Below are 21,953 nucleotides of genomic sequence, written 5' to 3'. Positions count from 1 at the left end.
ACCACTGTTCGAGCAGCACACCAGCCCCGAGGATGCCCAGGACCGCCCCGGATCCAGCAACCCCGGCCCACACACCTACAGCGCGGCCGCGATGCGCCGGTGGAAATCCCGCGGTCAGTATCGACAGCGTCGAGGGCATGACCAGCGCCGCACCCGCCCCAGCCAACGCGCGAGCAGCGATCAGCCACGCCGGGTCGGCGAGAAACAAGGGCAAGGCCGACGCGAAAGCGAACAACGCCAACCCCGCCACGAGCACCCCGCGGCGACCGTACCGGTCACCGATCGCACCGGCAGGCAGAACGAAGCACGCCAATACCAGCGTATAACCGTCGACTATCCAGGTCAGTTGAGCTTGCGTCGCCCCTGTCGCGACCGCGATCTGTGGCAACGCTGAATACAATGCCGCCATTGCGGCCACCACCAACGCGACCGCCATGCACGACACAATCAACATCCACCACTGGGCACCGCTCCATCGAGCGACGCTGGCAGAGTCGGATCTACGTTCGTTCAACGGCCAGCCTCCCAGTTAGAGACTGATCGTCTCGGTACGAGACTATTAGTATCATAACTTTGCGGGTGTGACAGAATGGTCAAGCGAGGACATGTTTTGTCAGTCAAAATGGAGCGGAGCCCGTTCATGGTCGACCCTCTCGTTGCAGCCGAGGGTCCGGCCGACCCCCGGCTGGCGCGCTCACGTAACCGGTTGCTCGAAGCGGCGGGCCAGCTGCTGTCCACCGGCGGTGTCGAGGCGGTCACCGTGGAGGCGGTCACCCGCATGTCGAAGGTTGCACGTGCCACTCTGTACCGCCACTTCGGAAGTACCACTGACCTGCTTGCTGCAACCTTCGAGCGACTACTACCCCCAGTCGACACCGATATCGATACCGGTCCGCTACGTGAACGTCTGATTTCGTTGCTCACCACCCAAGCCGACCTCATCGACCAAGCTCCGGTGCAGATGACCACGCTGGCCTGGCTGGCAATGGGACCCGTCAACAGCGGCGACGCCAGCCGGCGCGATCTCGATCCTGGCGCGGTGGTCTCGCTTCGGGCCCGTGTCATAGAGCAATACCGCAGGTCCCTGGATCAGATCCTGACGGCCCCTGACGCTCGCGCTGTACTCGGCGAGATCGACACCACCTTCGCCCTCATTCAGCTCCTCGGACCGATAGTGTTCGCTCGCCTCACAGGACTGCGCCACATCCACGCCGACGACTGCATCCAAATCGTCGACAACTTTCTCGCCGCCCATGCCGCAAGTGTCCGATCGAGCACTTCGCGCGACCACAGCCGTCCACGGCCGGCCGCGACGCTAGACCCGCAGCTCACCGACGGCCAATAAAACTTGATGCGAAATTTCACCATCAATGCGCTATCCAGTCAGGGATCGCAGCGCTCACTGGATACGGCCGGACGTGTGCTCGAGAACTCGGAGTTGCACTGCAGTGCACTTCTGACATCGTGCAGCCGTCTTCTGAAACTGACACGAGGAACGCGAATCGGTCGTAATCTGCTCCAATAATCCGCCCGTTCGACTGTGTTCTGTTGGGAACCCTCTCAACAAAAGTTGAGCAACGCTATGGGGCGTACCAGACTTTCCCGGTCACCCGATCTCGAGCCCTCGAAATTGCTACGTTCTGCCGGTCCGAAGTGACATGGGACACCGATCGTTGCAGGGGAGCGAGAATGCACGTAGAAGCACTGTTCGGAGATGGTTCGTTGCGTCCGGTCTGGCCGCACGCGGATGCACTGATCACCAGCGAATGCCCGGGGCTTCGCTTCGCCGGCAAGTACGCCGACGTCGTCGCTCTGAGCAACGGTGATCCGACCGCGTTGCGGCCGTTCGTCGACGAGGACACCCGACGCCGGGTGGCGAGCATGGCACCGCCGCGCACCGACACGGCGCTGGTGTTCGGAGCCAACGGATTCCTCGGCGCGCACCTGATCGGCCGACTCACTCGTGATTCCGCCGTCGAGGTCGTCTATGCGATGGTGCGCCCCACCGAGGAGGAGACGGCGTTCGAGCGCCTGCAGCGCACCTTCGACCAGTACGAGATCGAGGTCGACGCCGACAAGATTCGCATCGTCGAGGGCACTCCCACGACGTTCCGGTTCGGTCTCGACAAGGCTGCCTACTTCGATCTTGCTGCCGGAGTGGGGCAGATCTTCAATTGCGCCAGCTCGACCGACTACACCGAGAGCTATGCCGATCTGCGCGACGACTGGTTCGTGAGCGTCCTGCGCATTCTCGAATTCAGCATCACCTCCACGCGTAAGCACCTCACCTACGTGGGCAGCATCGGAGCTCACCTCTACCAGAAGCCCGAGGATTTTCGCCGCCCGGATTCGTGGTGGTACTCGGGCTACGCGCAGATGAAGTGGGTCAACGCAACGCTTCTCGGGTGGCTCTCGATGTCGGACACCTACTCCGTCACCCTGTGCGAGGCCCCCTACATTCTCGGAAGTACCGAACTCGGCCGTGATCCCGGACGGGTGTACAGCTTCTGGCGCATCATCGAACTGGCCATCGCCGCCGGTGCCATCTGGGACGGCCCGGGAATGAACTACGTTCCGGTGGACGTGATGTGCGACGTCATGGCCGGCAATGCGCTGCGCAGTCACCCGTTGACGCGGCTCCTACCGAGCAACCCCACCGGTTACGGCCACGACCTCTACGCCGAGCTGCTCGGACTCGACCTGGTGAGCTGGGACGAGTTCAAAGAGCGCGTCAGTTCGCGCATTTCGCCTCGATTTGCCGAGACGATGCTGGCCGACAACATCGATCAGCTGATGCGCCTGGTGCACAAGCCCGAGGCGATACTCCCACTCGACCACGACATCTCGTGGTGCGACCACCGCCGACTGTTCGAGCTCTATTTCGAGAAAGCACAGCTCAAGACGCTCACGCCCGCCGCCGTCAACTGACGTGGCAGACGGATTCGAGCCCACCTCGGTGCGCCTACGGGACGTACCCATCGGCCGCGAGGTGACCAACGGCGTTCTCTCGCTCGGCTTCTACGTGGTGTGTGGGCTGATCGGACTGCTGCCCGGCCCGGTGCGGAACTGGGCAGCGGATGCCTTCGTGACCTGGTCGGAGAGCGTCGACGAACAGCGGCACAGCTGATGTCGTGGTGTCGGTGGGCCCTCGGCCTCGCTGCCGCGACGGCAGCTCCGTTCGCGCTGTTCGTCTACTGGCGAACCCGGTTCTTCTTTCGCGATCCGCATCGAGTACCGCCCGCCGATCCGCGAGCGGTACTGGCTCCTGCGGACGGCTTCGTCACGTACGTCAAACGAGTGGAGGCAGGCAGTACCGCGTTCGCAGTCAAGAAGGGGCGAACCATTGCCCTCGACGAGATCGCCGGCGTCGCCGAAGCCGACAGCGGGTACCTCATCGGCATCTACATGTCCGAATACTCGGTACACCGCAATCGAATTCCGATCTCGGGCATCGTCAGGATGCGCCGACACCGATCTGCGGCACCGTTCAACAAGTCGATGGCCCGGGTCGGGGCCAATCTGCTGACGCGGCGAACTCCCTACGACGTGGGCTGCGACTACCTGCTCACCAACGAACGACTCACCGTGTCGATCGAGCACGCGTGCGGAGCCGTGGTGACGGTGACGCAGATAGCCGACCTGTGGGTCAATCGCATCGTTGCGCACATCGCGGTGGGCGACACCGTCGAGCGCGGCGAGCAGTACGGAATGATCCGCTTCGGTTCTCAGTGCGACGTGTTCGTGCCCGACGCACTCGTCGACGAGATCACTGTCCGGCCAGGCAATTACGTGTTCGCCGGCGAGACGACGGTGGTGCGTTCACCGATCCTCGTCGACGGCAGACAACCGAGCGAAGAGGAACGATGATCACGATCGAAGAGGTCGACGGCAAAGCCGGTTGGCGTGAATTCGAGTCCGTCTCGGACCTGGTCTACCAGGGCGATCCGTACCGCCTACCCGACGAGTCGATGGACCTGGGCCGAATTCTCATCGCACCGCCGCCCTCGGTTGCCGCCACCCGCGTCACGAAAGCATTTCTGGCTCGCGAGAACGGGATTGCCGTCGGTCGCGTCGTGGCCATCCACGATCTGTCGTTCACCGAGTACACGGGGGAGCCGATCGGCTTCTTCGGCTTCTACGAGGCGGTCGACGATCACGACGTCGCCGAAGCGCTGCTCGACGCTGCGGCGCACTGGCTTTCGGCGCGCGGACTCGCGACGATTTCCGGGCCCTTCGGTCCGTCGATGTTCTACAGCGCAGGCATCGTCGTCGACGAGGTCCCGGCGCTGCCCCTGGTGGGGATGCCGCACAATCCGCTCTACTACGCGGCCCACTTCGAGAAGTGGGGTCTGATGGCGGTCAAGGACTTCTACAGTTACCTTTTCGACGACCCGTGCATCATCTACAACGACCCCAAATACGCGCGGCACATGCAGATCTTCGAGAAGATCAAGGCGCGATCCGAGGTGACGTTCCGGTCGATGAAATACCGGACGTTGCGACGCGACGCGAGCATCGTGCGGGATCTCTACAACAAGACGTTCGTGAACTTCTGGGGCTTCTCGCCGCTGTCCTACACGGAACTGTTCGAGTTGCTGAAGATGATGCTTCCGGTCATCGATCGTCGGCTCACCCTGCTGGCCGAACTCGACGGCAAGCCCGTCGGCTTTCTGATGGGAATCCCGGACGTCAATCAGGCCGCCGCGAAGGCGTCGCACCTGAAGTCGCGCTGGGCACGAGACCTGGTGACGCTGTGGCACGTCAAGCGTCCGGGTCGCACGGAGGTCATCGACGGAGTGCGGGTGGACATGCTGTTCGTCGATCCGGATTGCCCCGATCGAGCCGTGTCCTCTCTGCTGATCATGGAGATGTCGGTGCGTATGCGCGATCTCGGGTTCACGCGCGTCGAAGCGGCTCCCGTGCTCGACGACAGTCCGTGGATGAAGGGCTCGGTCCTGTCCCGGACGAAACTCGCTCCGCACCGCACGTACCGCATCTTCAGCCGGGAGTTGACGTAGATGACCGACACGATCTCGCGAATCGACCCGCAGGTGAGCTGCGGAAACATCGGCGACCGGTGGGGTCGACTGGTCGCGCGGCGACGCTGGGTGGTGCTGGCGATCTGGACGCTGCTGGCGGTGGGATCCGCGATTCTGTACCCAGCGCTGCAGAACTCCCTGGTGGGGGCCAACTTCTCCGTTCCCGGAACCGAATCCAGCCGCGCCGACCAACTGGTCGAGCAGCATTTCGCGTCCTTCGGCTCGGAACAGCTCGTCGTCACGTTCACCTCGGATTCGGTGGACAGCCGGAACCCGGCCTTTCGCGCACGGGTGGCCGAGGTCGTCTCGTCACTGAGGCAGTCACCGGACGTACTGCGTGTCGTCGACCCCTACGAGAGCGCAGGATTCGTCCCGACGATCTCCGACGACGGGACCTCGGCGCTCGCATTCGTCGGCATCGGCGGAGAGGCCAGCGATCGGATCGCAGTGGCCGAACGCGTGCAGGAGATGATCGGCGGTGCGTCCGGTGATGGCGTCGAGGTGGCGGTGACGGGCTACTCGCCGATGACCGTCGATCTCACCCGCGTCGAATCCGAGGACGCCGTGCGGGCCGAGAGCATCGGTCTGCCCATCGCTTTCGTGGTGCTGGTTCTGGCGCTGGGTTCCGTGGTCGCGGGCATCGTGCCGCTGGTCACCACCGGAATCGGAGTGCTGGCGGCGTTCGGCATGTTCGCGTTGCTGTCCAACGTGATGACCTTCGATGTTCTCGTCACCACGGTGGCGGCGATGTTCGGTCTGGGTCTGGGAATCGACTACGCACTCTTCATCGTCAGTCGGTTCCGGGAGGAGATCGGGCGGGCCGGACCCGGTGAAGATTCGGACAGGACCGAGCGCGCGGTGGGGGCGGCCATGGGCACCGCCGGACACATCATCGTCATCTCCGGTCTGGTCGTGTTGATCGCACTCGGAGCCCTCGCGATCGTCGATGTCCCTGCGGTGCAGAGCATCTCGTTGGTCGTCGCGCTCACCATCGCCACCGTCGTCGTGGTCGCGTGGACCCTGCTGCCGGCACTTCTCGCGGTGCTGGGAACGCGCATCGGGGCCTGGTCGCTGCCGCGACGATTCCAACCTCCCTCGGTCGACGAGCACGACGCCGCAGTTCCCACGTGGTGGTCGCGGTGGGCGCAGCACGTCATCGAGCGCCCCTGGCGTTACACGGTCGCATCCGCCGCCGTCCTCATCGTCTGCCTGGTTCCCATCGGTTCGATCTCGTACGGGGTCGATCTCGGTGCCGAGGCGCTGAGCGCGGAACCGTCCGGACGAGCCAACACGGTCCTGACCGAGAAGTTCGCGCCCGGCACCATCTCGCCCATCACCATCGTGTTCACCGGCGAGGACGACAGTCCATTGGGACCGCAGCAGATCGCCACGGTCGACGCGTTCGCGAACTCCGTGCGCGGAGACGATCGCGTCGCCTACGCGTTGGCGCAACCCGAGGGCGGCCGGTCGTTGCTGATCGTGGTCCCGTCGGTCCCGATCGACTCGACGGAGGCCGCCGACCTCGTCGAAACCCTGCGTTCTCAGGCAGTTCTCGCCGGTGACGTGGACGGCACCAGCGTGTCCGTGGGCGGTACCACCGCGCTGGTGGTCGACGCATCCGAGGAGATCTCCGGCAAGTTCGTCTGGGTCGTCGCCGCGGTACTGGCCTTTTCTCTCTGTTACTTGGCCGTCGTGTTTCGCAGCGTGGTGATCCCGCTCAAGGCCGTCGCCATGAACCTGCTGGTCACCGGGGCAGCGCTGGGTGCCACCGTCGCCGTCTTCCAATGGGGTTGGGGTTCGAGCATTCTCGGCTTCGAGAGCCCGGGTTACATCCAGGTGTATCTACCGGTGACGGTGTTCGCCGTGGTCTTCGGTCTGTCGATGGACTACGAGGTGTTCCTCATCGGCCGTATGCGAGAAGTGTTCGTGCGGGGAGCGAGCAACGACGTCGCCGTCGTCGACGGCATCGAACACACCGCCAGGCCGATCACCGCCGCCGCCGCAATCATGATCGCCGTGTTCGCCAGCTTCCTCACCGCAGACGTGCTCGAGCTCAAACAGTTCGGCTTCGCTCTTGCCATCGCGGTGCTGTTCGACGCCGTGCTGGTGCGCATGATGCTGGTGCCGGCGATGATGAAGCTCTTCGGCGAGCGCAACTGGTGGCCCGGTACGCGGAATCGTCAGGTGGTCGGCAACTGAGCCGACGCCAGCAGCGAGCCGTCCGCGCCGCGGATCTCGATCTCGGTGACGTCGCCGCGAAGTACCGCCGCGTTCATGCGGCATTCGATGGTGACGTCGCTACCGAGAAACGTGCCGGACGGGAGTTCGGTGCCCCACCGATCGACGAGGACGACCTCGTACGGGCCTCGATCGGACACGCCGTCCATGTCGAGGAACGTCTCGGTGCCCCACGTGTGCGCAACGAGGCCGCCCTCGATGTCCACGCTCGGCATGCTCGTGGTGAAAGCGACCTGCTCGTAGGCACCCAGGGTTCCCGGAGGTCCGGTGATCGCGGCCGGTGGATCCTCGGGTTGCGGTCGAGAGGCGTCGATACCGAGCACGACGCCGCTGCCGACGACCAGCCCCGCGATCGCGGCGGCGGCCGCCAGGCCGGCCGATCTGCGCGGTCCACGTGTCCGCTGGGGTGGCCACGCAGAGCCGGGTGACGTACCCAGAACTCGGGCGCGGAGGTCGGGTGACGTCGATGCTTCGAGCCACGGTTCGGTCGGACCGCGACGACCGAGAGTCCCGGTCAGCGCGCGCAGTTCGGCGATGTCCCTGTCGACGGTGGGATCGGATGCTGCGAGCTCGCGTAGCTCGGCGGCCTCGGTGTCGTCGAGGTCGTCGCCGACGGCAGCGGCGATCAGTTCGGCTCGGCGATCGTCTCGGGCGTTCATGCTTCCTCCTGTCCGTCGAGATGGTCTCGCAGCGCCCTCAGTGCGTAGAAGGCGCGAGTGCGCAATGTTCGTACGGCAACGCCCGTCGACTCGGACAGTTCCGCATAGGTGGTTCCCGCCAGGTGCACCGCAACGACGACCTGCCGATGATCGGGAGAGAGAAGGGCGAGCGCGGCGATGATGCGCAGTCGCTCGTCCACGTCGGGACTGGTGTCACGCGAGATCGCGACCGATCGTCGGTCGAGGTCCTCGATCCTTTCCGACGCCGGCTTCGGCATTCTGCTCAGAGACCGTTGGACGTCGACGATCACATTGCGCTCGATGGCGAACAGCCAGGTACGCAGCGCTCCTCGGCTGGGCTCGAATCGGGACCGGGCCCGCCATGCGCGAAGGAACGTCTCCTGGACGCAGTCCTCGGCAAGCGCTCGGTCGCGCAGTGCGTTGACGGCGAAACCGAGCATGGCCGACGCATGCTCGTCGTACGCGGCAGCGACGTCGAAGTGCAGTTCGATCACGCTCCCGATGCTCATGACAGTGACTACGTCGACGGACCCCCGGACGTTCATATCCGAGACTGGAGTATTTCTTTACCGAATTTTGAACATCGTGGCATCGACCGTCGTACACCTCTGCACGGGCTCGCCTGCCCGATGCTCCCACGGAAGGCCCACGAGATGACCAGACGCTCGATCACCCGCCCGACCATGTCCGTCCGCGGCACCGCCACCGCAGTCGTCGGCGGCACGGCCGCTGCACTGATGCTGTTCACCGCGGCCCCGGCCGGTGCCGATACCCCCGTTGCCGAACCGGACTCGTTCACCAGCGCGTTCACCGCGATGGCAACTCCCGACCAGGTGGTGAACGGCGACGGTGTCGCCACTCCGGGCCAGCCGGGCGCGACGGGCACGTTCACGCTGCGCATCAATTCCGATCTCGACATCGTCTGCTACGACATCGCGCTCGACGGCGTCACCGGCGATTACATGAGCCCGGCCAAGACCGCCACGCACATTCACGAGGCGGCGGCGGGTGCTGCGGGACCTCCGCGTCTGGCGTTCCCGAACCCGACGCCGATCGGTGACGGCCCACGTTCGAGCACCGGCTGCATGCAGGGACCGTTCACCACCGGCCTGACGCCGGCCGGTGCCGACGCCGACAGTGGAACCGGATTCACGCTGGACCAGATCGAAGCAAATCCGGCGGGCTTCGCGGCCGACACCCACACCGTCGACTTCGTGGCCGGAGCGGTACGCGGACAGCTGACGCAGATTCCGGTCGGCTCCGTCGCCACCGGAGGTGGCGGTTCGGCTCTGGCCGCGGCGTCCGATTCGGCCTCCAGTAATGCGGTGCCCGTCGTCGGCGCGGTTGCCCTCGGCGCAGTAGTCCTGGGTGCAACGGCGATCGCGGGAGTGACGTTGGTTGCTCGCCGCAGCGGAACGGCACGCAGCTGAGATCTCGGCTCCTGGTTGCTGTTACGGCAGTGGTGGTGGTGACGGGCTGTACGTCCGCACCGCCGCCATCTGCCGCACCATCACCACCTGCCGCACCAACACCTACCTCGGTACCACCTGCCGCACCAGCGACCGAGTCCTCGACCGCTGGAGATTTGCCGGGACCGGGCCCGACGGCGGATTTCGCGGCGCAGGCACCGACCCGGCTCAGCGTCGAGGCCATCGACCTCGACGAGCCGTTGATCGGCCTCCATCTCACCGAGAACGGCGAGATGGAGGTGCCGAGCGACTACGACGACGTCGGGTGGTTCACCGGCGGCGGCAGACCGGGCGTGATCGGTAGTCCTACCGTGCTGGCCGGGCACGTGGATTCCACGACCGGTCCCGCAGTGTTCGATCGGTTGTCGGAGCTTCGACCGGGAGATGTCGTGACGGTGGGGGACGGGACGGGTGGTCGAGTCGACTACCGCATCGATCGGGTCGGCGACTACGGCAAAGTGGAGTTCCCGACGGTGCAGGTCTTCGGGGCGGTGCCCACCGACGAGATCAGGCTGATCACGTGCTCGGGCGACTTCGACGCCTCGGTGGGCAGTTACGAGCGCAACCTCGTCGTCTACGGAGTGCGGCAATAGCCCAGCGTTTTGGAGTTGACGCGGAGGATGTTGTAACCTGAACAACGGTTCGGATCACGAGTGCTCGCACTCCGGTCCAGACCGCCCAATCAAGTTCTACCCAAGACCGTTGGTCACCGCCTTCTCGAAGGATTCACTTCCGGGAGTTGCGCGGTTGAAGGTCCGAGATCGTGTCGGACGGCCCACGCAGGAGAACGAGGTAGGGAACCTGTCTGCAGTCCTCGCGACTGCCTGCTCGTTCACGCCCCGTGTGCTTCTTGCGCCGGGGCGTTCGTCGTTTTCCGGCCCTCTCGCGATCGACACAACTTCCCACGAGAGGAGGCGAAGTATGGCAAAGCCCGAAAAGGTCTCAGCAGTATCGGAGATCACCGAACAGTTCAAGGGTTCGACGGCTGCCGTCGTCACGGAATACCGTGGCCTGTCGGTGTCCGGTCTGACTCAGCTCCGGCGTGCGCTCGGCGAAGGTGCCACGTACTCCGTCGCCAAGAACACCCTGGTCAAGCGCGCAGCGGCCGAGGCAGGTATTACCGGCCTCGACGAGTTGTTCGTCGGACCGACCGCCATTGCATTCATCAAGGGCGAGCCGGTCGACGCAGCGAAGGCCATCAAGGCCTTCGCGAAGGACAACAAGGCCTTGATCGTCAAGGGCGGCTACATGGACGGCGCAACGCTGTCCGTGGAAGAGATCAACAAGATCGCAGACCTCGAGTCGCGCGAAATCCTGTTGGCCAAGCTCGCCGGCGCCATGAAGGGCAACTTGTCGAAGGCTGCAGGCCTGTTCAACGCTCCCGCATCGCAGTTCGCGCGTCTGGCGTTCGCGTTGCAGGAGAAGAAGGCTGCCGGCGCACCCGCCGCAGCCGAGGCACCTGCAGAAACAGAAGCACCGGCGGAAGCTCCCGCCGAAAGCTGATCCGCTGGTATTGGCGTACAGCTCAGCTCCACACCATCAACACCATGCCGCGGATCAGCGGTTAGGTACTTACAGGAAGGACCCGCCACCATGGCGAAGCTCAGCACCGAAGAATTGCTCGACCAGTTCAAGGAGCTCACTCTCCTCGAGCTCAGCGAGTTCGTGAAGGCATTCGAGGAGACCTTCGAGGTCACCGCAGCTGCCCCCGTCGCCGTTGCTGCTGCAGGCGGCGGCGCAGCCCCCGCCGAGGCTGCTGAAGAGCAGGACGAGTTCGACGTCGTCCTCGAGTCGGCCGGCGACAAGAAGATCCAGGTCATCAAGGTCGTCCGTGAGGTCGTTTCCGGCCTGGGCCTGAAGGAAGCCAAGGATCTCGTCGAGAGCGCTCCGAAGGCAATTCTGGAGAAGGTTGCCAAGGACGCAGCCGACGCCGCCAAGGAGAAGCTGGAAGCTGCCGGCGCGAAGATCTCCGTCAAGTAGGACCGCTTCGTTGCAGTCGTGCTTCGTGCTCTGAACGCACGAGCGCAAGAAGGGCCGTTCCCACCTCGGTGGGACGGCCCTTCTTCTGTTCTCGGACACCGCACGGGGTGCACCGTTGTGATCGATCACGGACTCCTGCAAATCGCGTGACACCGGCCTTGTGCCCCTGTTTACTCGGTTTCGCCGAAGTCCAAAGCATTCCGAAGGGTTTCGGCGGTCATTGTTTGTGGCGTGTCACAGCTTTGTGACGCAGGGACTTGTCACAGTTCTGGCGAGTCGCCGACCGTGTCGCGTGAGATGAGCCACACTGATGCAAGCTCTACAGCCTGACTCGGGGAAGTTCTTACTGGGCGGTAAGCTCCCGTGTCGGTGCGGACACGTGCATGGGATACAGTGACACAACCCACATCCGGGTCGATGTGTACGAATTGTGGAGGTCAGCGTGGGAGTCGAGGTTTCGGTCGAGGGATTGACCAAGTCTTTCGGGGTACAGAAGATCTGGCAGGACGTGACGTTGACCCTGCCGAAGGGTGAGGTCAGTGCGCTCCTCGGTCCTTCCGGTACCGGCAAGTCGGTCTTCCTGAAGTCCTTGATCGGCCTCCTGCGTCCCGAACAGGGCAAGATATTCATCGACGGAACCGACATCCTGCAGTGCTCCTCCCGTGAGCTCTACGAGATCAGGAAGCTCTTCGGGGTGCTGTTCCAGGACGGCGCACTGTTCGGCTCGATGAACCTCTACGACAATGTCGCGTTCCCGCTCCGCGAGCACACGAAGAAGTCCGAGTCCGACATCCGCAAGATCGTCATGGAGAAGTTGGAACTGACGGGTCTGCTCGGTGCCGAGGACAAGCTGCCCGGCGAGATCTCCGGCGGTATGCGTAAGCGCGCCGGTCTCGCCCGCGCTCTGGTTCTCGATCCCGAGATCATCCTGGTCGACGAGCCGGACTCCGGCCTCGATCCCGTTCGCACTACGTACATCTCGCAGACCCTGATCGACATCAACGCCGAGATCGACGCCACGATCCTGATCGTGTCGCACAACATCAACCTCGCTCGGACGGTGCCCGACAACATCGGCATGCTCTTCCGTCGCCAGCTGGTCATGTTCGGCCCCCGCGAGGTGCTCCTGACGAGCGACGAGCCGGTAGTCAAGCAGTTCCTCAACGGAACGATGATCGGTCCGATCGGCATGTCGGAGGAGAAGGACGAGGCGCAGATGGCGCAGGAGCAGGCCATGGTCGACGCCGGCCACCACGCCGGCGGCGTCGACGACGTCGAAGGCATCGTGCCGCAGATGAAGGCCACTCCCGGAACTCCGGTGCGCGAAGCCGTCGGGCGTAGGCAGGAGCGCGTCCGCCAGATCATGCACACCCTGCCGCACAATGCCCAGGTTGCGATCCAGGAAAGCCTCGACACCACCGACCCGGGTCAGCGTTACCCCGCGTATGCAGACCAGCAGCAGGGTTACGACCAGCAGGGTTACGACCAGCAGGGATACGACCACCAGGGTTACGACCACCAGGGTTACGACCACCAGGGTTACGACCAGCAGAGTTACGACCAGCAGAGTTACAGCGGGCAAGGTCATGATCAGCAGGGCTACCAAGCTCCAACACAAGGTCGGGGTCAATAGCAGACATGGGGGGATCGAAGAAGTCCACGTTCGCTCCGGCGAGCGCCGCTCTGACACAAGCCGGCAATATCGTCGAACTGTTCGTCGAGGTGGTTCGCAACACCTTCCGTAGGCCGTTCCAGTTCCGCGAGTTCATCGAGCAGGCCTGGTTCATCGCCAGCGTCACGATTCTGCCGACGGCGCTCGTCGCCATTCCGTTCGGCGCGGTCGTGGCGCTGCAGACCGGATCGCTCATCAAGCAGCTCGGTGCCGAGTCGTTCACGGGTGCGGCCAGCGTGCTCGCGGTCATCCAGCAGGGCAGTCCGATCGTGACCGCACTGCTGGTGGCCGGCGCTGCCGGTTCTGCTGTGACTGCAGACCTCGGCTCGCGCACCATCCGCGAGGAGATCGACGCCATGCGAGTGCTGGGTATCGACCCGGTACATCGTCTCGTCGTTCCCCGAGTGCTCGCGATGATCCTCGTCGCACTTTTGCTCAACGGCCTGGTCTCGGTCGTCGGCATCGCCGGCGGTTACTTCTTCAACGTGATCCTTCAGGGCGGCACCCCCGGTGCATATCTGGCGTCGTTCTCGTTTTTGGCCCAGCTGCCGGATCTGTATGTCGCCGAGGCGAAAGCAGCAATCTTCGGACTCATCGCGGGCATCATCGCCTCCTACAAGGGCCTCAATCCCAACCCCGGACCCAAGGGCGTCGGCGAGGCAGTGAACCAGACGGTTGTCATCACGTTCCTGCTGCTCTTCTTCGCCAACCTCATCCTGACCCTGGTCTATCTCCAGGTCGTCCCAGCGAAGGGAGCGTAACCGCGATGACGATCGCAAGAGGTCGCGGTGACCGCACGCTGATGCGCGTCAAGCGCGTCGGCAACGCCCCGCTCAACGTGCTCGACCGCGCAGGCGAGCAAATGTCGTTCTACCTGCGGGCCATCGGGTGGATTCCCAAGACCGCAGTGCATTACAAGAAGGAGGTGCTCCGCCTGCTGGCGGAGGTCACCTTCGGCAGCGGTGCGCTCGCCGTCATCGGTGGGACCATCGGCGTGATCGTGATGATGTCCGGCTTCACCGGCATCGTCGTCGGTCTACAGGGCTATGCAGCCCTCGAACAGCTCGGTAGCTCCGTGCTCACCGGATTCCTGTCCGCGTACGTCAACACCCGTGAGATCGCGCCGATTGTCGCAGGACTGGCACTCTCGGCCACCGTCGGCTGTGGTTTCACCGCCCAGCTCGGTGCCATGCGAATCTCCGAGGAGATCGACGCGCTCGAGGTGATGGCCGTACCCAGCGTGCCGTTCCTCGTGACCACCCGCATGATCGCAGGCTTCGTGGCCGTCATCCCGCTGTACATCGTCGGGCTGTTGGCGTCGTACGTCGCATCCCGAGGGATCAGCACCATTTTCAACGGGCAGTCCACGGGGTCCTACGACCACTACTTCAACCTCTTCCTACCTCCGGAAGACGTGTTGTATTCGTTCTTGAAGGTGCTGATATTCGCCTTCGTCCTGATCATGATCCACTGCTATTACGGCTACCACGCCTCTGGCGGACCTGCCGGTGTCGGCGTCGCAGTGGGCCGTGCCGTTCGTACCGCGATCGTCACGATCGCCGTACTGGACTTCTTCTTGAGCCTCGCCATCTGGGGCACGACCACCACAGTGAGGGTTGCGGGATGATCGACTCGCCGTCGCGACTGAAGCGAGTACTCCTCGGTTTGGCGTTCTTCCTGGTGCTCATCCTGTTCCTGGGGTGGAGCATCACGTCCTACAACAAGACGTTCAAAGATGTGGTGAAAGTCAGCCTCGAAACCGACTCGGTCGGCAACGCGCTGCCGATGAACGCGGATGTCAAGGTGCGCGGAATGATCGTCGGCGAGGTGCGCTCGGCGTCCACCGTCGACGGCGTCGTGACCTCGCAGCTCGCCATCGATCCGGACAAGGCACCGCTGATTCCGTCGAACGTGACGGCACGGTTGCTTCCCAAGACACTGTTCGGTGAGCGCTACGTCTCGTTGATCGTGCCCGAGAACGATGCGGCGTCGCCGATCTCCGAGGGCACGGTCCTCAAACAGGACACCAGCGGAAACGCCATCGAGGTCGGGCAGTTGCTCGACGGCTTGCTTCCACTGCTGCAGGCGATTCCGCCACAGGATCTGGCGAACACCCTCGGGTCGTTGGCGCAGGGCCTCAGCGGGCGCGGTGAGCAACTGGGCCAGACCATCGACAACCTGACGAACATCGTGTCGGGTCTGAACACGGAGTTGCCGAACATCCAGCAGACGTTGGTCGGGCTGGCCGACTTCTCGCAGACCTACGCAGACGCGGCACCGGACTTGGTCTCGGCGCTGGACAACTTGCGGACGACGGGCAACACCGTGGTCGAGCGGCAGTCCAGCCTCGACACGCTGTACGGCTCCCTGACCTCGGCGTCGTACACCACTGCGGACTTTCTACAGACCAACTCCGAGAACCTGATCGGATTGGCCGCGAACTCTCGGGAAGCGCTCGAGCTGCTGGCCGAGTTCTCCCCGACGTTCGGCTGCACGTTCACTTATTTCGCCGAAGGTGCCAGGCGCGGAAAAGTCGTACTCGGTGAGGGCGACGAGTACCCCGGCATCAACGTCTCCGCACCGTTCGTCAACCCGAAGGGTCGTTACTTGCCGAACCAGGACGAGCCGCGCTTGTTCGACGATCGCGGAGCCACCTGTTTCGAGCCCGCGGCGCCGGGGGAGTTCTTCCCGCAGTATCCGGGAGGCTCGATCAACGACGGTTCCTACCAGGTGCCGACCCGGAACCCGGGCCCGCAGGTGATCGAAGGACAGGGACCACCGAAGTCTGCCCAGAGTTCCATCGTTCCCGCCGTCTCCGCATCCGCGCAGCCGGCGAGCTACGAGGGCTCCGACTTCGAGCGCGACACTCTGGCCGTGATCTACGGACAGGCGAGTGGTGTTGCACCGGACAGTATTCCGTCGTGGGCGGCCGCTATCGGCGCACCGGCACTGAGAGGAGTGGAGGTGACCGTGCCATGAGAGGCCTTCTCGCGCCGATCATCAAGTTGGTCGTGTTCGCCGTGATTACGATCATTGCTACGGCCACCCTTGCCTTCACCATCGCCAATTCCAGCGGCGGCGGCGGCACCAAGTTCTCGGCTGTGTTCACGGACGTCACGTCTCTCAACGAGGGCGACGAGATTCGTATCGCGGGCGTTCGTGTCGGCCAGGTCGACAAGATCGAGATCGCCAACGAGCGCGAAGCCAAGGTGGACTTCACTCTGAGCAGTCGTGATTGGCTCCCGGCCAGTTCGACGGCGACCATCCGATTCCGGAACCTGGTGGGCCAGCGCTACATCGCCATCGAGCAGGGTTCGGGAGATCAGGGTCGGAAGATCACCGACGGTGCCACCATTCCGTTGGAGCGGACCAAGCCTGCGGTGAACCTGACCACGCTCTTCGACGGCTTCCGCCCGCTGTTCACCACGCTCAGCTCCGATGACGTCAACAAGCTGTCGTACCAGATCATTCAGGTGTTCCAGGGGGAGTCGGGCACCATCAACGAACTGGTCACCAATACGGCGACCCTGACCAACACCGTCGCCGACAAGGATCAGGTCATCGGGCAGGTCATCACCAATCTGAACAACGTGTTGGAGACGGTGAACCAGAACGACGGGCAGCTCGACAGCCTGATCGTCAACACGCAGCAGCTCGTCTCGGGCCTGTCGGCCGACCGTGGTGTCGTCGGCTCCGCCGTGACGTCGCTCGCCGGCCTGACCAACGCGACCGCCGACCTGCTCGAGCCGACCAGGCCGTCGATCCAGGGTTCGGTGACTGCGTTGAACACGTTGGCCGAGACAGTCAACCGACGAAGCGACGACGTGGACACGGTCCTCGGAATTCTGCCCGTCAAACTCGAGAAGCTCATTCGCACGGCCCAGCAGGGATCCTGGTTCACCTTCTATCTGTGCGGTATCGACATCGTCGCCGGACCGGGTAGTTCGCCGAATCTGAATCTGCCGACCGGGCTGCCGACCGTCAACCAGCCGCTGTACACGAACTCCGCAGCGCGTTGCAAAGCTGGGGGGATCAAGCAATGAAATCTCGTCGTAGTCCGGCCACCATCGGTGCGCTAGGTATCGCAATCATCCTGCTCGCCACGATGTCGGTCTTCTTTCTCGACCGGCTCCCGATCATCGGTGCGGGTTCGGTGTACACCGCCGAGTTCAGCGAGGCAGCAGGGCTCAAGCCGCCCAACGAGGTCCGTATCGCGGGCGTGAAGGTCGGCAAGGTCACCGATGTGCGTCTCGACGGCGACCGGGTGCTCGTGGACTTCACGGTCAAGGACGCCTGGGTCGGCAACGAGTCGCGAGCGGCCATCGCCATCAAGACTGTGCTGGGGCAGAAATATCTGGCGCTCGACCCGAGCGGTCCGGAGACGTTGAGCCCCAAGGACCCGATTCCGCTCGAGCGCACCACGTCCCCGTACGACGTGATCGACGCGTTCTCCGCTGCGGCCTCGACCATCAGCGACATCGACACCGATCAGCTGGCGACGAGCATGCGGACCCTGTCCGAGGCGTTCTCCGAGACGCCTGCGAACATCCGTGCCTCGCTCGACGGTGTGACTCGGTTATCGCAGACCGTGGCCAGCCGTGACGAGGAACTGAAGAAGCTGTTCGAGGCCACCGGCGAGACCTCGAAGGTGCTGGCCGACCGCAACGAGCAGTTCAACCAACTGATCACCGACGCGGGCCCGCTTCTCGAAGAGCTCAACAATCGGCAGCAGGCCATCTCGCAGCTGCTCACCGGCACTCAGCGAGTGTCGCAAGAGCTGACCGGCCTGGTTCGCGACAACGAGGCCACCATCAACCCGATGTTGCAGCAGCTCAACGGCACCATCGAGATCCTGCAGCGCAACAACGACAACCTCGACCGTGCGCTGAAGCTGTACGAACCGTTCATTCGGCTGTACACGAATCTGACCGGCAACGGCCGGTGGATAGACATCACGCTGGCAAACCTCACACCGCCCGGAGTTCCGTTGATACCTGGTTACCGCCAGCCCTCGCTCGATACGTTGGCGGGGAACTGATGACAGACACGCAGACAGCACCGAGAAGCAAGAACAAGCTCGCGCTGATCGCCGTCGTCGTGACCGTGGCGCTCGTCCTCGCGGTCGCCGGCTGGTGGCTGTTCACCAGGGCCGGAACGACCAAGATCACCGCCTACTTCGACAAGTCGATCGGCATCTATTCCGGCTCGGAGGTGCGCGTGCTTGGCGTCAAGGTCGGTACGGTCGACTCCGTGACGCCGCAAGGCGAAGACGTGGAGGTCGTCCTCCGCGTCGACCGTGGGGTCGACATTCCTGTGGACGCAAAGGCCGTGCAGGTCACCCCGTCGCTCGTCGCCGACCGCTACGTCCAGGTTTCACCCGCCTACACCGGCGGCGACACCATGGCCGACGGCGCGACGATCGGTCGCGATCGAACCGCAACACCCGTCGAGGTCGACGAGCTGTACAAGTCCATCGACGACCTGTCCACCGCCCTCGGTCCGGACGGCGCGAACAAGGACGGCGCTCTCACAGATCTGGTCAACACCGGTGCAGCCAACCTCGACGGCAACGGTGAAGCGTTGGGCAACAGCATCACCCAGCTCTCGGCCGCCGGTCGAACGTTGAGTGACTCGCGCACCGACGTGTTCGACACGATCAAGAACCTGCAGACGTTCGTCAGCGCCTTGGCCGTCAACGATCAGCAGGTACGCAACTTCAACACCCAGTTGGCCGACCTGACCGGTTTCCTGTCGGGGCAGCGAGAGGACCTCGGAGCTGCACTCCAACAGCTGTCGGTCTCGCTCGGCGACGTGGCGACGTTCGTCGCGGACAACCGGACCCAACTGACCGATGCCGCGAACGGTCTCACGGTTCCGACGCAGACACTCGCCGACAACCGCGAGCAGCTGGTGCAAACGCTCACGTTGCTGCCGCTGGCCATCAGCAACCTGGTAAACGCCTACGACGCCGAGTCGGGAACGCTCGCCACGCGCGCCAATCTCCAGAACGAGACCCAGGATCCGCTCGGCACCCTGTGTCAGCTCATCGATCTCGGAAAGCTGGTTCCCGGTGATCCGCGCTTCGAAGCACTCGGTGCGCAGATTCAGCCGATCATCGATCAGTGCTCCAACATCACCACGATGATCCAGGCCCCGATCAAAGACCAGAACCGGATCGTGCTGCCGTTCGGCGTTCTCACCAACGACATCGAGCAGAACGTGTCCGTGCCGGGCACCGTGCCTGGCGTCGTCTCGCCCAGGCTCGGAAACAGCTCGATGCCCGGACTGGAGCAGTCGTACATCGGAGGTGGGGGACAGTGAGAGCCTCTGTGAATCGGAATCGAGCTCGAGTGAAGCGTTCTTTGGTGGTCGGAGCCGGTGCGTGCGTGGTGGCGCTGTCGGCCGGAGCATGCTCGTCGGCCGGCATCTACGCGATACCGCTGCCCGGCGGTGCCGACGTCGGTGAGAACCCGTTGAACCTGACGGTGCAGTTCGACGACGTACTGGACCTCGTCCCGCAGTCGACCGTGAAGGTCGACGGCGTCTCGGTCGGCCGCGTCGACTCGATAACGGTCCCGAACGACGGCTGGACCGCCGACGTCAACGTCATCTTGAATTCCGACGTCGACCTTCCGGCCAACGCGATCGCATCGGTGCAACAGACCAACCTGTTGGGCGAGAAGTTCGTGCAGCTCTCGGCACCTCCTGGCGACGAGGAAGCAGCGCGTCTGCAGGACGGGGCCACGATCCCGCTCGATCGCACCCGCCATGCCACCGATATCGAACAGGTACTCGGTGCGCTCTCGCTGCTGCTCAACGGCGGCGGTGTCGGGCAGCTCTCGCCGATCGTCAAGGAACTGAGCACGGCGTTCGACGGTCGCGAAGGCAGAACCAAAGAGCTTCTGCAGCAAGCGAACACCCTCATCGACGGCCTCAACCAGCAGCGTGACGACATCACCCGCGCCATCGACGGGCTGGACACTCTCAGCGGCCGCGTCAACACGCAGACCGACAAGATCGACGCAGTGCTGAAGGATTTGCCGATCGCCACCGAGGTTCTCGAGCAGCAGCGCCCGCAGCTGACCGAGATGCTCGGAGCGCTCGACCGTCTCGGAGCCGTCGGCACCGACGTGATCGACCGTTCCAAGGACGATCTCATCGCGGACCTGCGGGCACTACGCCCCACGCTCCAGGCCCTGGCCGATTCGGCGGACGACGTGGTGAGCTCGCTCGCGGTGATCCCCACCCTGCCGTTCGCGGACGGCACCGAGAAAATCATCGAGGGCAACTCGGCGAACCTGTTCCTTTCGCTCGACCTGTCGATCGGAACTGCGTTGCGCAACTTCGGCGTCGGGGAGGGCGATCCGGTCTACATCCAGCCCAAGTACGGCAACACGCTGCCCGTCGTCGACCCGTCGAATCCGTACTACAACGGCAACGGACCGCGCCCGGGTTGGCCGACGATCTCGCTGCTGCCGTTGCCGCCGATCATCCCGTCACCGGTTCCCGGCCCTGGTGCACCTGCGAACGAGCAGGCAGCGGCGGCCGCCGCGCCCGCACCGGCCGATCCGTTCGCACCGTTGAACGATCTGCTCGAGCGATTCGGAGTTGGACAGTGAGATCGAGACTGGTTCGCATTCAATTGGTCCTCTTCGTCGTGGTCGCCGTACTGGGGTCGGTCTATGTCGGTGCCAAGTACGTGCGACTTGACAACATGCTCGGCTTCGGGCAGTACCAGGTCGATCTGAACCTCGCCGATTCCGGTGGCATCTTCTCCAACGCCGAGGTCACCTACCGAGGTGTCCCGGTGGGAACCGTCGGAGATCTGGAACTGACCGAGGACGGCATCCGAGTCGCGCTCATGCTCGACAACGGTGGCCCCGACATCCCTGCCGACACCAAGGCCGTCGTGGCCAACCGATCGGCAATCGGTGAGCAGTACGTCGACCTGCAGCCCGAGACCGATCAGGGCCCGTTCCTGGTCGAAGGGTCACAGATTGCGCAGGCCGACACCACCACGCCGGTGCCGGTGGAAGAGGTTCTCGCCAACACGAACACGCTGGTTCGGTCGGTACCGCTGGAGACGTTGACGCGAGTCGTCAACGAGCTCGGCGTCGCATTCGACGGTAAGGGCAACGATCTCGCTTCTCTCGTCGATTCGCTCGGGAACATCTCCGAGGCTGGAAACGAGGCCCTGCCGCAGACGCTCGCGTTGGTTCGCGATGCGGTGCCGGTGCTGAACACGCAGTCCGAGCAGTCGGACCTGATTCGACAGTTCAGTACCAGCCTGGACGAGGTGACGGCTCAGCTGAAGTCGAGCGATCCGGACATCCGTCGCCTGATCGATACCGGTACTGCGGCGGGCGACCAGCTCGGTGGCCTCATCACCGATGCGGGTCCTGCTCTGACGACCGATATCAACAACCTGGCCCTGGTTGCTGCTCAGGCCGAACCTCGGTACGTTGCGCTTCGTCCGTTCCTGACGTTCCTGCCTGCACTCGGTGCCGGTATCTCGACGATCGTCCCGGACGACGGCACGATCCATCAGGGTCTGTTGCTCGAAACCAACAACCCGCCGCCGTGCACCGTCGGCTACGAGGGCAGCCAGGCGATCCTGGACGAGGAGAAGCGGAAGAATCCGAACTTCGACGAGACGCGGGAGAACTACCCGCTGAACCTCGATGCGAACTGCGCTACGCCGCAGGGCAGCGTCACCGGTGTTCGTAGCGCGAACCGAATCGTGTTCGCCGATCCGGACGTGCCGCAGCCGTGGGACCTCAAGCCCAAGGTCGATCCCGAGAAGCTGAACCTCAACCCCATTGCCACCCAGTTGGCACCGCTGATCGGCGTCACGCCGAAGTAGTGAAATCGGTGG

At 63.9% G+C, this 21,953-nt stretch carries 22 protein-coding genes; 19 read left to right on the top strand and 3 right to left on the bottom strand.

The features are described 5' to 3' along the window. A partial coding sequence (locus MTX35_RS16910) for an MFS transporter (protein ID WP_374230286.1) occupies positions 1 to 436 on the bottom strand: 436 nt, incomplete at its 3' end. 204 nt (positions 437 to 640) lie between these two features. On the opposite strand from MTX35_RS16910, the gene MTX35_RS16905 reads away from it, so the two are divergent. The 6 genes from MTX35_RS16905 to MTX35_RS16880 all read left to right on the top strand — a co-directional run bounded on the left by MTX35_RS16905 (position 641) and on the right by MTX35_RS16880 (position 7,238). Further along, positions 641 to 1,345, top strand: a complete 705-nt coding sequence (locus tag MTX35_RS16905) for a TetR/AcrR family transcriptional regulator (RefSeq protein ID WP_027498235.1) — start codon at positions 641 to 643, stop codon at positions 1,343 to 1,345. A 344-nt stretch (positions 1,346 to 1,689) separates the two neighbouring features. Continuing rightward, on the top strand, positions 1,690 to 2,928 hold the full coding sequence (locus tag MTX35_RS16900) for an SDR family oxidoreductase (RefSeq protein WP_094665723.1): 1,239 nt from the start codon (positions 1,690 to 1,692) through the stop codon (positions 2,926 to 2,928). Between the two features lies 1 nt (position 2,929). After that, on the top strand, positions 2,930 to 3,127 hold the full coding sequence (locus MTX35_RS16895; protein ID WP_027498233.1) for a hypothetical protein: 198 nt from the start codon (positions 2,930 to 2,932) through the stop codon (positions 3,125 to 3,127). Continuing rightward, positions 3,127 to 3,867, top strand: a complete 741-nt coding sequence (locus tag MTX35_RS16890) for a phosphatidylserine decarboxylase (protein WP_068053209.1) — start codon at positions 3,127 to 3,129, stop codon at positions 3,865 to 3,867. The genes MTX35_RS16895 and MTX35_RS16890 overlap by 1 nt, the downstream gene beginning before the upstream one ends. Beyond that, positions 3,864 to 5,018 carry a hypothetical protein gene (locus MTX35_RS16885; RefSeq protein ID WP_068053212.1) on the top strand — a complete coding sequence of 385 codons (1,155 nt, stop codon included), beginning with the start codon at positions 3,864 to 3,866 and terminating at the stop codon, positions 5,016 to 5,018. The genes MTX35_RS16890 and MTX35_RS16885 overlap by 4 nt, the downstream gene beginning before the upstream one ends. Then, a complete protein-coding gene (locus MTX35_RS16880; RefSeq protein ID WP_094665724.1) occupies positions 5,019 to 7,238 on the top strand; it encodes an MMPL family transporter in 2,220 nt (739 codons plus the stop codon). Here the strand turns inward: MTX35_RS16880 and MTX35_RS16875 are convergent. Both MTX35_RS16875 and MTX35_RS16870 read right to left on the bottom strand, forming a co-directional pair. Then, positions 7,220 to 7,936, bottom strand: coding sequence for a hypothetical protein (locus MTX35_RS16875; protein ID WP_027498229.1), 717 nt, complete (start codon positions 7,934 to 7,936; stop codon positions 7,220 to 7,222). The genes MTX35_RS16880 and MTX35_RS16875 overlap by 19 nt on opposite strands. Continuing rightward, entirely contained in the window at positions 7,933 to 8,466 is a 534-nt protein-coding gene (locus MTX35_RS16870; RefSeq protein ID WP_045840763.1) for an RNA polymerase sigma factor, read from the bottom strand. The genes MTX35_RS16875 and MTX35_RS16870 overlap by 4 nt, the downstream gene beginning before the upstream one ends. Before the next feature lie 144 nt (positions 8,467 to 8,610). On the opposite strand from MTX35_RS16870, the gene MTX35_RS16865 reads away from it, so the two are divergent. The 13 genes from MTX35_RS16865 to MTX35_RS16805 all read left to right on the top strand — a co-directional run bounded on the left by MTX35_RS16865 (position 8,611) and on the right by MTX35_RS16805 (position 21,941). Beyond that, complete coding sequence (locus MTX35_RS16865) at positions 8,611 to 9,387, top strand: CHRD domain-containing protein (RefSeq protein ID WP_027498227.1); 777 nt, start codon at positions 8,611 to 8,613, stop codon at positions 9,385 to 9,387. A gap of 155 nt (positions 9,388 to 9,542) precedes the next feature. Beyond that, the gene (locus MTX35_RS16860; protein WP_231893840.1) at positions 9,543 to 10,019 is read left to right on the top strand and encodes a class F sortase; all 477 of its coding nucleotides are present in this window, start codon (positions 9,543 to 9,545) and stop codon (positions 10,017 to 10,019) included. A 328-nt stretch (positions 10,020 to 10,347) separates the two neighbouring features. Then, positions 10,348 to 10,929, top strand: coding sequence for a 50S ribosomal protein L10 (gene rplJ / locus MTX35_RS16855; RefSeq protein ID WP_008713855.1), 582 nt, complete (start codon positions 10,348 to 10,350; stop codon positions 10,927 to 10,929). 90 nt (positions 10,930 to 11,019) lie between these two features. Then, positions 11,020 to 11,406, top strand: a complete 387-nt coding sequence (rplL, locus tag MTX35_RS16850; RefSeq protein ID WP_008713856.1) for a 50S ribosomal protein L7/L12 — start codon at positions 11,020 to 11,022, stop codon at positions 11,404 to 11,406. 442 nt (positions 11,407 to 11,848) lie between these two features. Beyond that, positions 11,849 to 13,039 carry an ABC transporter ATP-binding protein gene (locus MTX35_RS16845; protein ID WP_094665774.1) on the top strand — a complete coding sequence of 397 codons (1,191 nt, stop codon included), beginning with the start codon at positions 11,849 to 11,851 and terminating at the stop codon, positions 13,037 to 13,039. A 5-nt stretch (positions 13,040 to 13,044) separates the two neighbouring features. Then, on the top strand, positions 13,045 to 13,839 hold the full coding sequence (locus tag MTX35_RS16840; RefSeq protein ID WP_027498224.1) for an ABC transporter permease: 795 nt from the start codon (positions 13,045 to 13,047) through the stop codon (positions 13,837 to 13,839). A gap of 5 nt (positions 13,840 to 13,844) precedes the next feature. Then, the gene (locus MTX35_RS16835) at positions 13,845 to 14,705 is read left to right on the top strand and encodes an ABC transporter permease (protein ID WP_027498223.1); all 861 of its coding nucleotides are present in this window, start codon (positions 13,845 to 13,847) and stop codon (positions 14,703 to 14,705) included. Next, on the top strand, positions 14,702 to 16,057 hold the full coding sequence (locus MTX35_RS16830; RefSeq protein WP_008713865.1) for an MCE family protein: 1,356 nt from the start codon (positions 14,702 to 14,704) through the stop codon (positions 16,055 to 16,057). The genes MTX35_RS16835 and MTX35_RS16830 overlap by 4 nt, the downstream gene beginning before the upstream one ends. Next, positions 16,054 to 17,121, top strand: a complete 1,068-nt coding sequence (locus MTX35_RS16825) for an MCE family protein (protein ID WP_027498222.1) — start codon at positions 16,054 to 16,056, stop codon at positions 17,119 to 17,121. Before MTX35_RS16830 ends, MTX35_RS16825 begins: the two co-directional genes overlap by 4 nt. After that, complete coding sequence (locus tag MTX35_RS16820) at positions 17,118 to 18,116, top strand: MCE family protein (RefSeq protein ID WP_008713869.1); 999 nt, start codon at positions 17,118 to 17,120, stop codon at positions 18,114 to 18,116. Before MTX35_RS16825 ends, MTX35_RS16820 begins: the two co-directional genes overlap by 4 nt. Continuing rightward, the gene (locus MTX35_RS16815) at positions 18,116 to 19,399 is read left to right on the top strand and encodes an MCE family protein (RefSeq protein WP_027498221.1); all 1,284 of its coding nucleotides are present in this window, start codon (positions 18,116 to 18,118) and stop codon (positions 19,397 to 19,399) included. The genes MTX35_RS16820 and MTX35_RS16815 overlap by 1 nt, the downstream gene beginning before the upstream one ends. A gap of 29 nt (positions 19,400 to 19,428) precedes the next feature. Continuing rightward, a complete protein-coding gene (locus MTX35_RS16810) occupies positions 19,429 to 20,697 on the top strand; it encodes an MCE family protein (RefSeq protein WP_027498220.1) in 1,269 nt (422 codons plus the stop codon). Next, the gene (locus MTX35_RS16805) at positions 20,694 to 21,941 is read left to right on the top strand and encodes an MCE family protein (RefSeq protein WP_068283782.1); all 1,248 of its coding nucleotides are present in this window, start codon (positions 20,694 to 20,696) and stop codon (positions 21,939 to 21,941) included. The genes MTX35_RS16810 and MTX35_RS16805 overlap by 4 nt, the downstream gene beginning before the upstream one ends. The last annotated feature ends 12 nt before the right edge of the window (positions 21,942 to 21,953 follow it).

Source organism: Rhodococcus sp. ARC_M12 (assembly GCF_022810385.1).
GTDB lineage: Bacteria > Actinomycetota > Actinomycetes > Mycobacteriales > Mycobacteriaceae > Rhodococcoides > Rhodococcoides navarretei.
This window is presented reverse-complemented; position numbering and strand designations above follow the sequence as displayed.

Excerpts from the sequence above, each read along its gene's own strand:
- MTX35_RS16890 (WP_068053209.1), top strand. The coding sequence starts at position 3,127 with ATGTCGTGGTGTCGGTGGGCCCTCGGCCTCGCTGCCGCGACGGCAGCT.
- MTX35_RS16835 (WP_027498223.1), top strand. The coding sequence starts at position 13,845 with ATGACGATCGCAAGAGGTCGCGGTGACCGCACGCTGATGCGCGTCAAG.
- MTX35_RS16875 (WP_027498229.1), bottom strand. The coding sequence starts at position 7,936 with ATGAACGCCCGAGACGATCGCCGAGCCGAACTGATCGCCGCTGCCGTC.
- rplJ (WP_008713855.1), top strand. The coding sequence starts at position 10,348 with ATGGCAAAGCCCGAAAAGGTCTCAGCAGTATCGGAGATCACCGAACAG.
- MTX35_RS16905 (WP_027498235.1), top strand. The coding sequence starts at position 641 with ATGGTCGACCCTCTCGTTGCAGCCGAGGGTCCGGCCGACCCCCGGCTG.
- MTX35_RS16880 (WP_094665724.1), top strand. The coding sequence starts at position 5,019 with ATGACCGACACGATCTCGCGAATCGACCCGCAGGTGAGCTGCGGAAAC.
- MTX35_RS16865 (WP_027498227.1), top strand. The coding sequence starts at position 8,611 with ATGACCAGACGCTCGATCACCCGCCCGACCATGTCCGTCCGCGGCACC.
- MTX35_RS16885 (WP_068053212.1), top strand. The coding sequence starts at position 3,864 with ATGATCACGATCGAAGAGGTCGACGGCAAAGCCGGTTGGCGTGAATTC.
- rplL (WP_008713856.1), top strand. The coding sequence starts at position 11,020 with ATGGCGAAGCTCAGCACCGAAGAATTGCTCGACCAGTTCAAGGAGCTC.
- MTX35_RS16840 (WP_027498224.1), top strand. The coding sequence starts at position 13,045 with ATGGGGGGATCGAAGAAGTCCACGTTCGCTCCGGCGAGCGCCGCTCTG.
- MTX35_RS16870 (WP_045840763.1), bottom strand. The coding sequence starts at position 8,466 with ATGAGCATCGGGAGCGTGATCGAACTGCACTTCGACGTCGCTGCCGCG.
- MTX35_RS16830 (WP_008713865.1), top strand. The coding sequence starts at position 14,702 with ATGATCGACTCGCCGTCGCGACTGAAGCGAGTACTCCTCGGTTTGGCG.
- MTX35_RS16900 (WP_094665723.1), top strand. The coding sequence starts at position 1,690 with ATGCACGTAGAAGCACTGTTCGGAGATGGTTCGTTGCGTCCGGTCTGG.
- MTX35_RS16815 (WP_027498221.1), top strand. The coding sequence starts at position 18,116 with ATGACAGACACGCAGACAGCACCGAGAAGCAAGAACAAGCTCGCGCTG.
- MTX35_RS16825 (WP_027498222.1), top strand. The coding sequence starts at position 16,054 with ATGAGAGGCCTTCTCGCGCCGATCATCAAGTTGGTCGTGTTCGCCGTG.
- MTX35_RS16820 (WP_008713869.1), top strand. The coding sequence starts at position 17,118 with ATGAAATCTCGTCGTAGTCCGGCCACCATCGGTGCGCTAGGTATCGCA.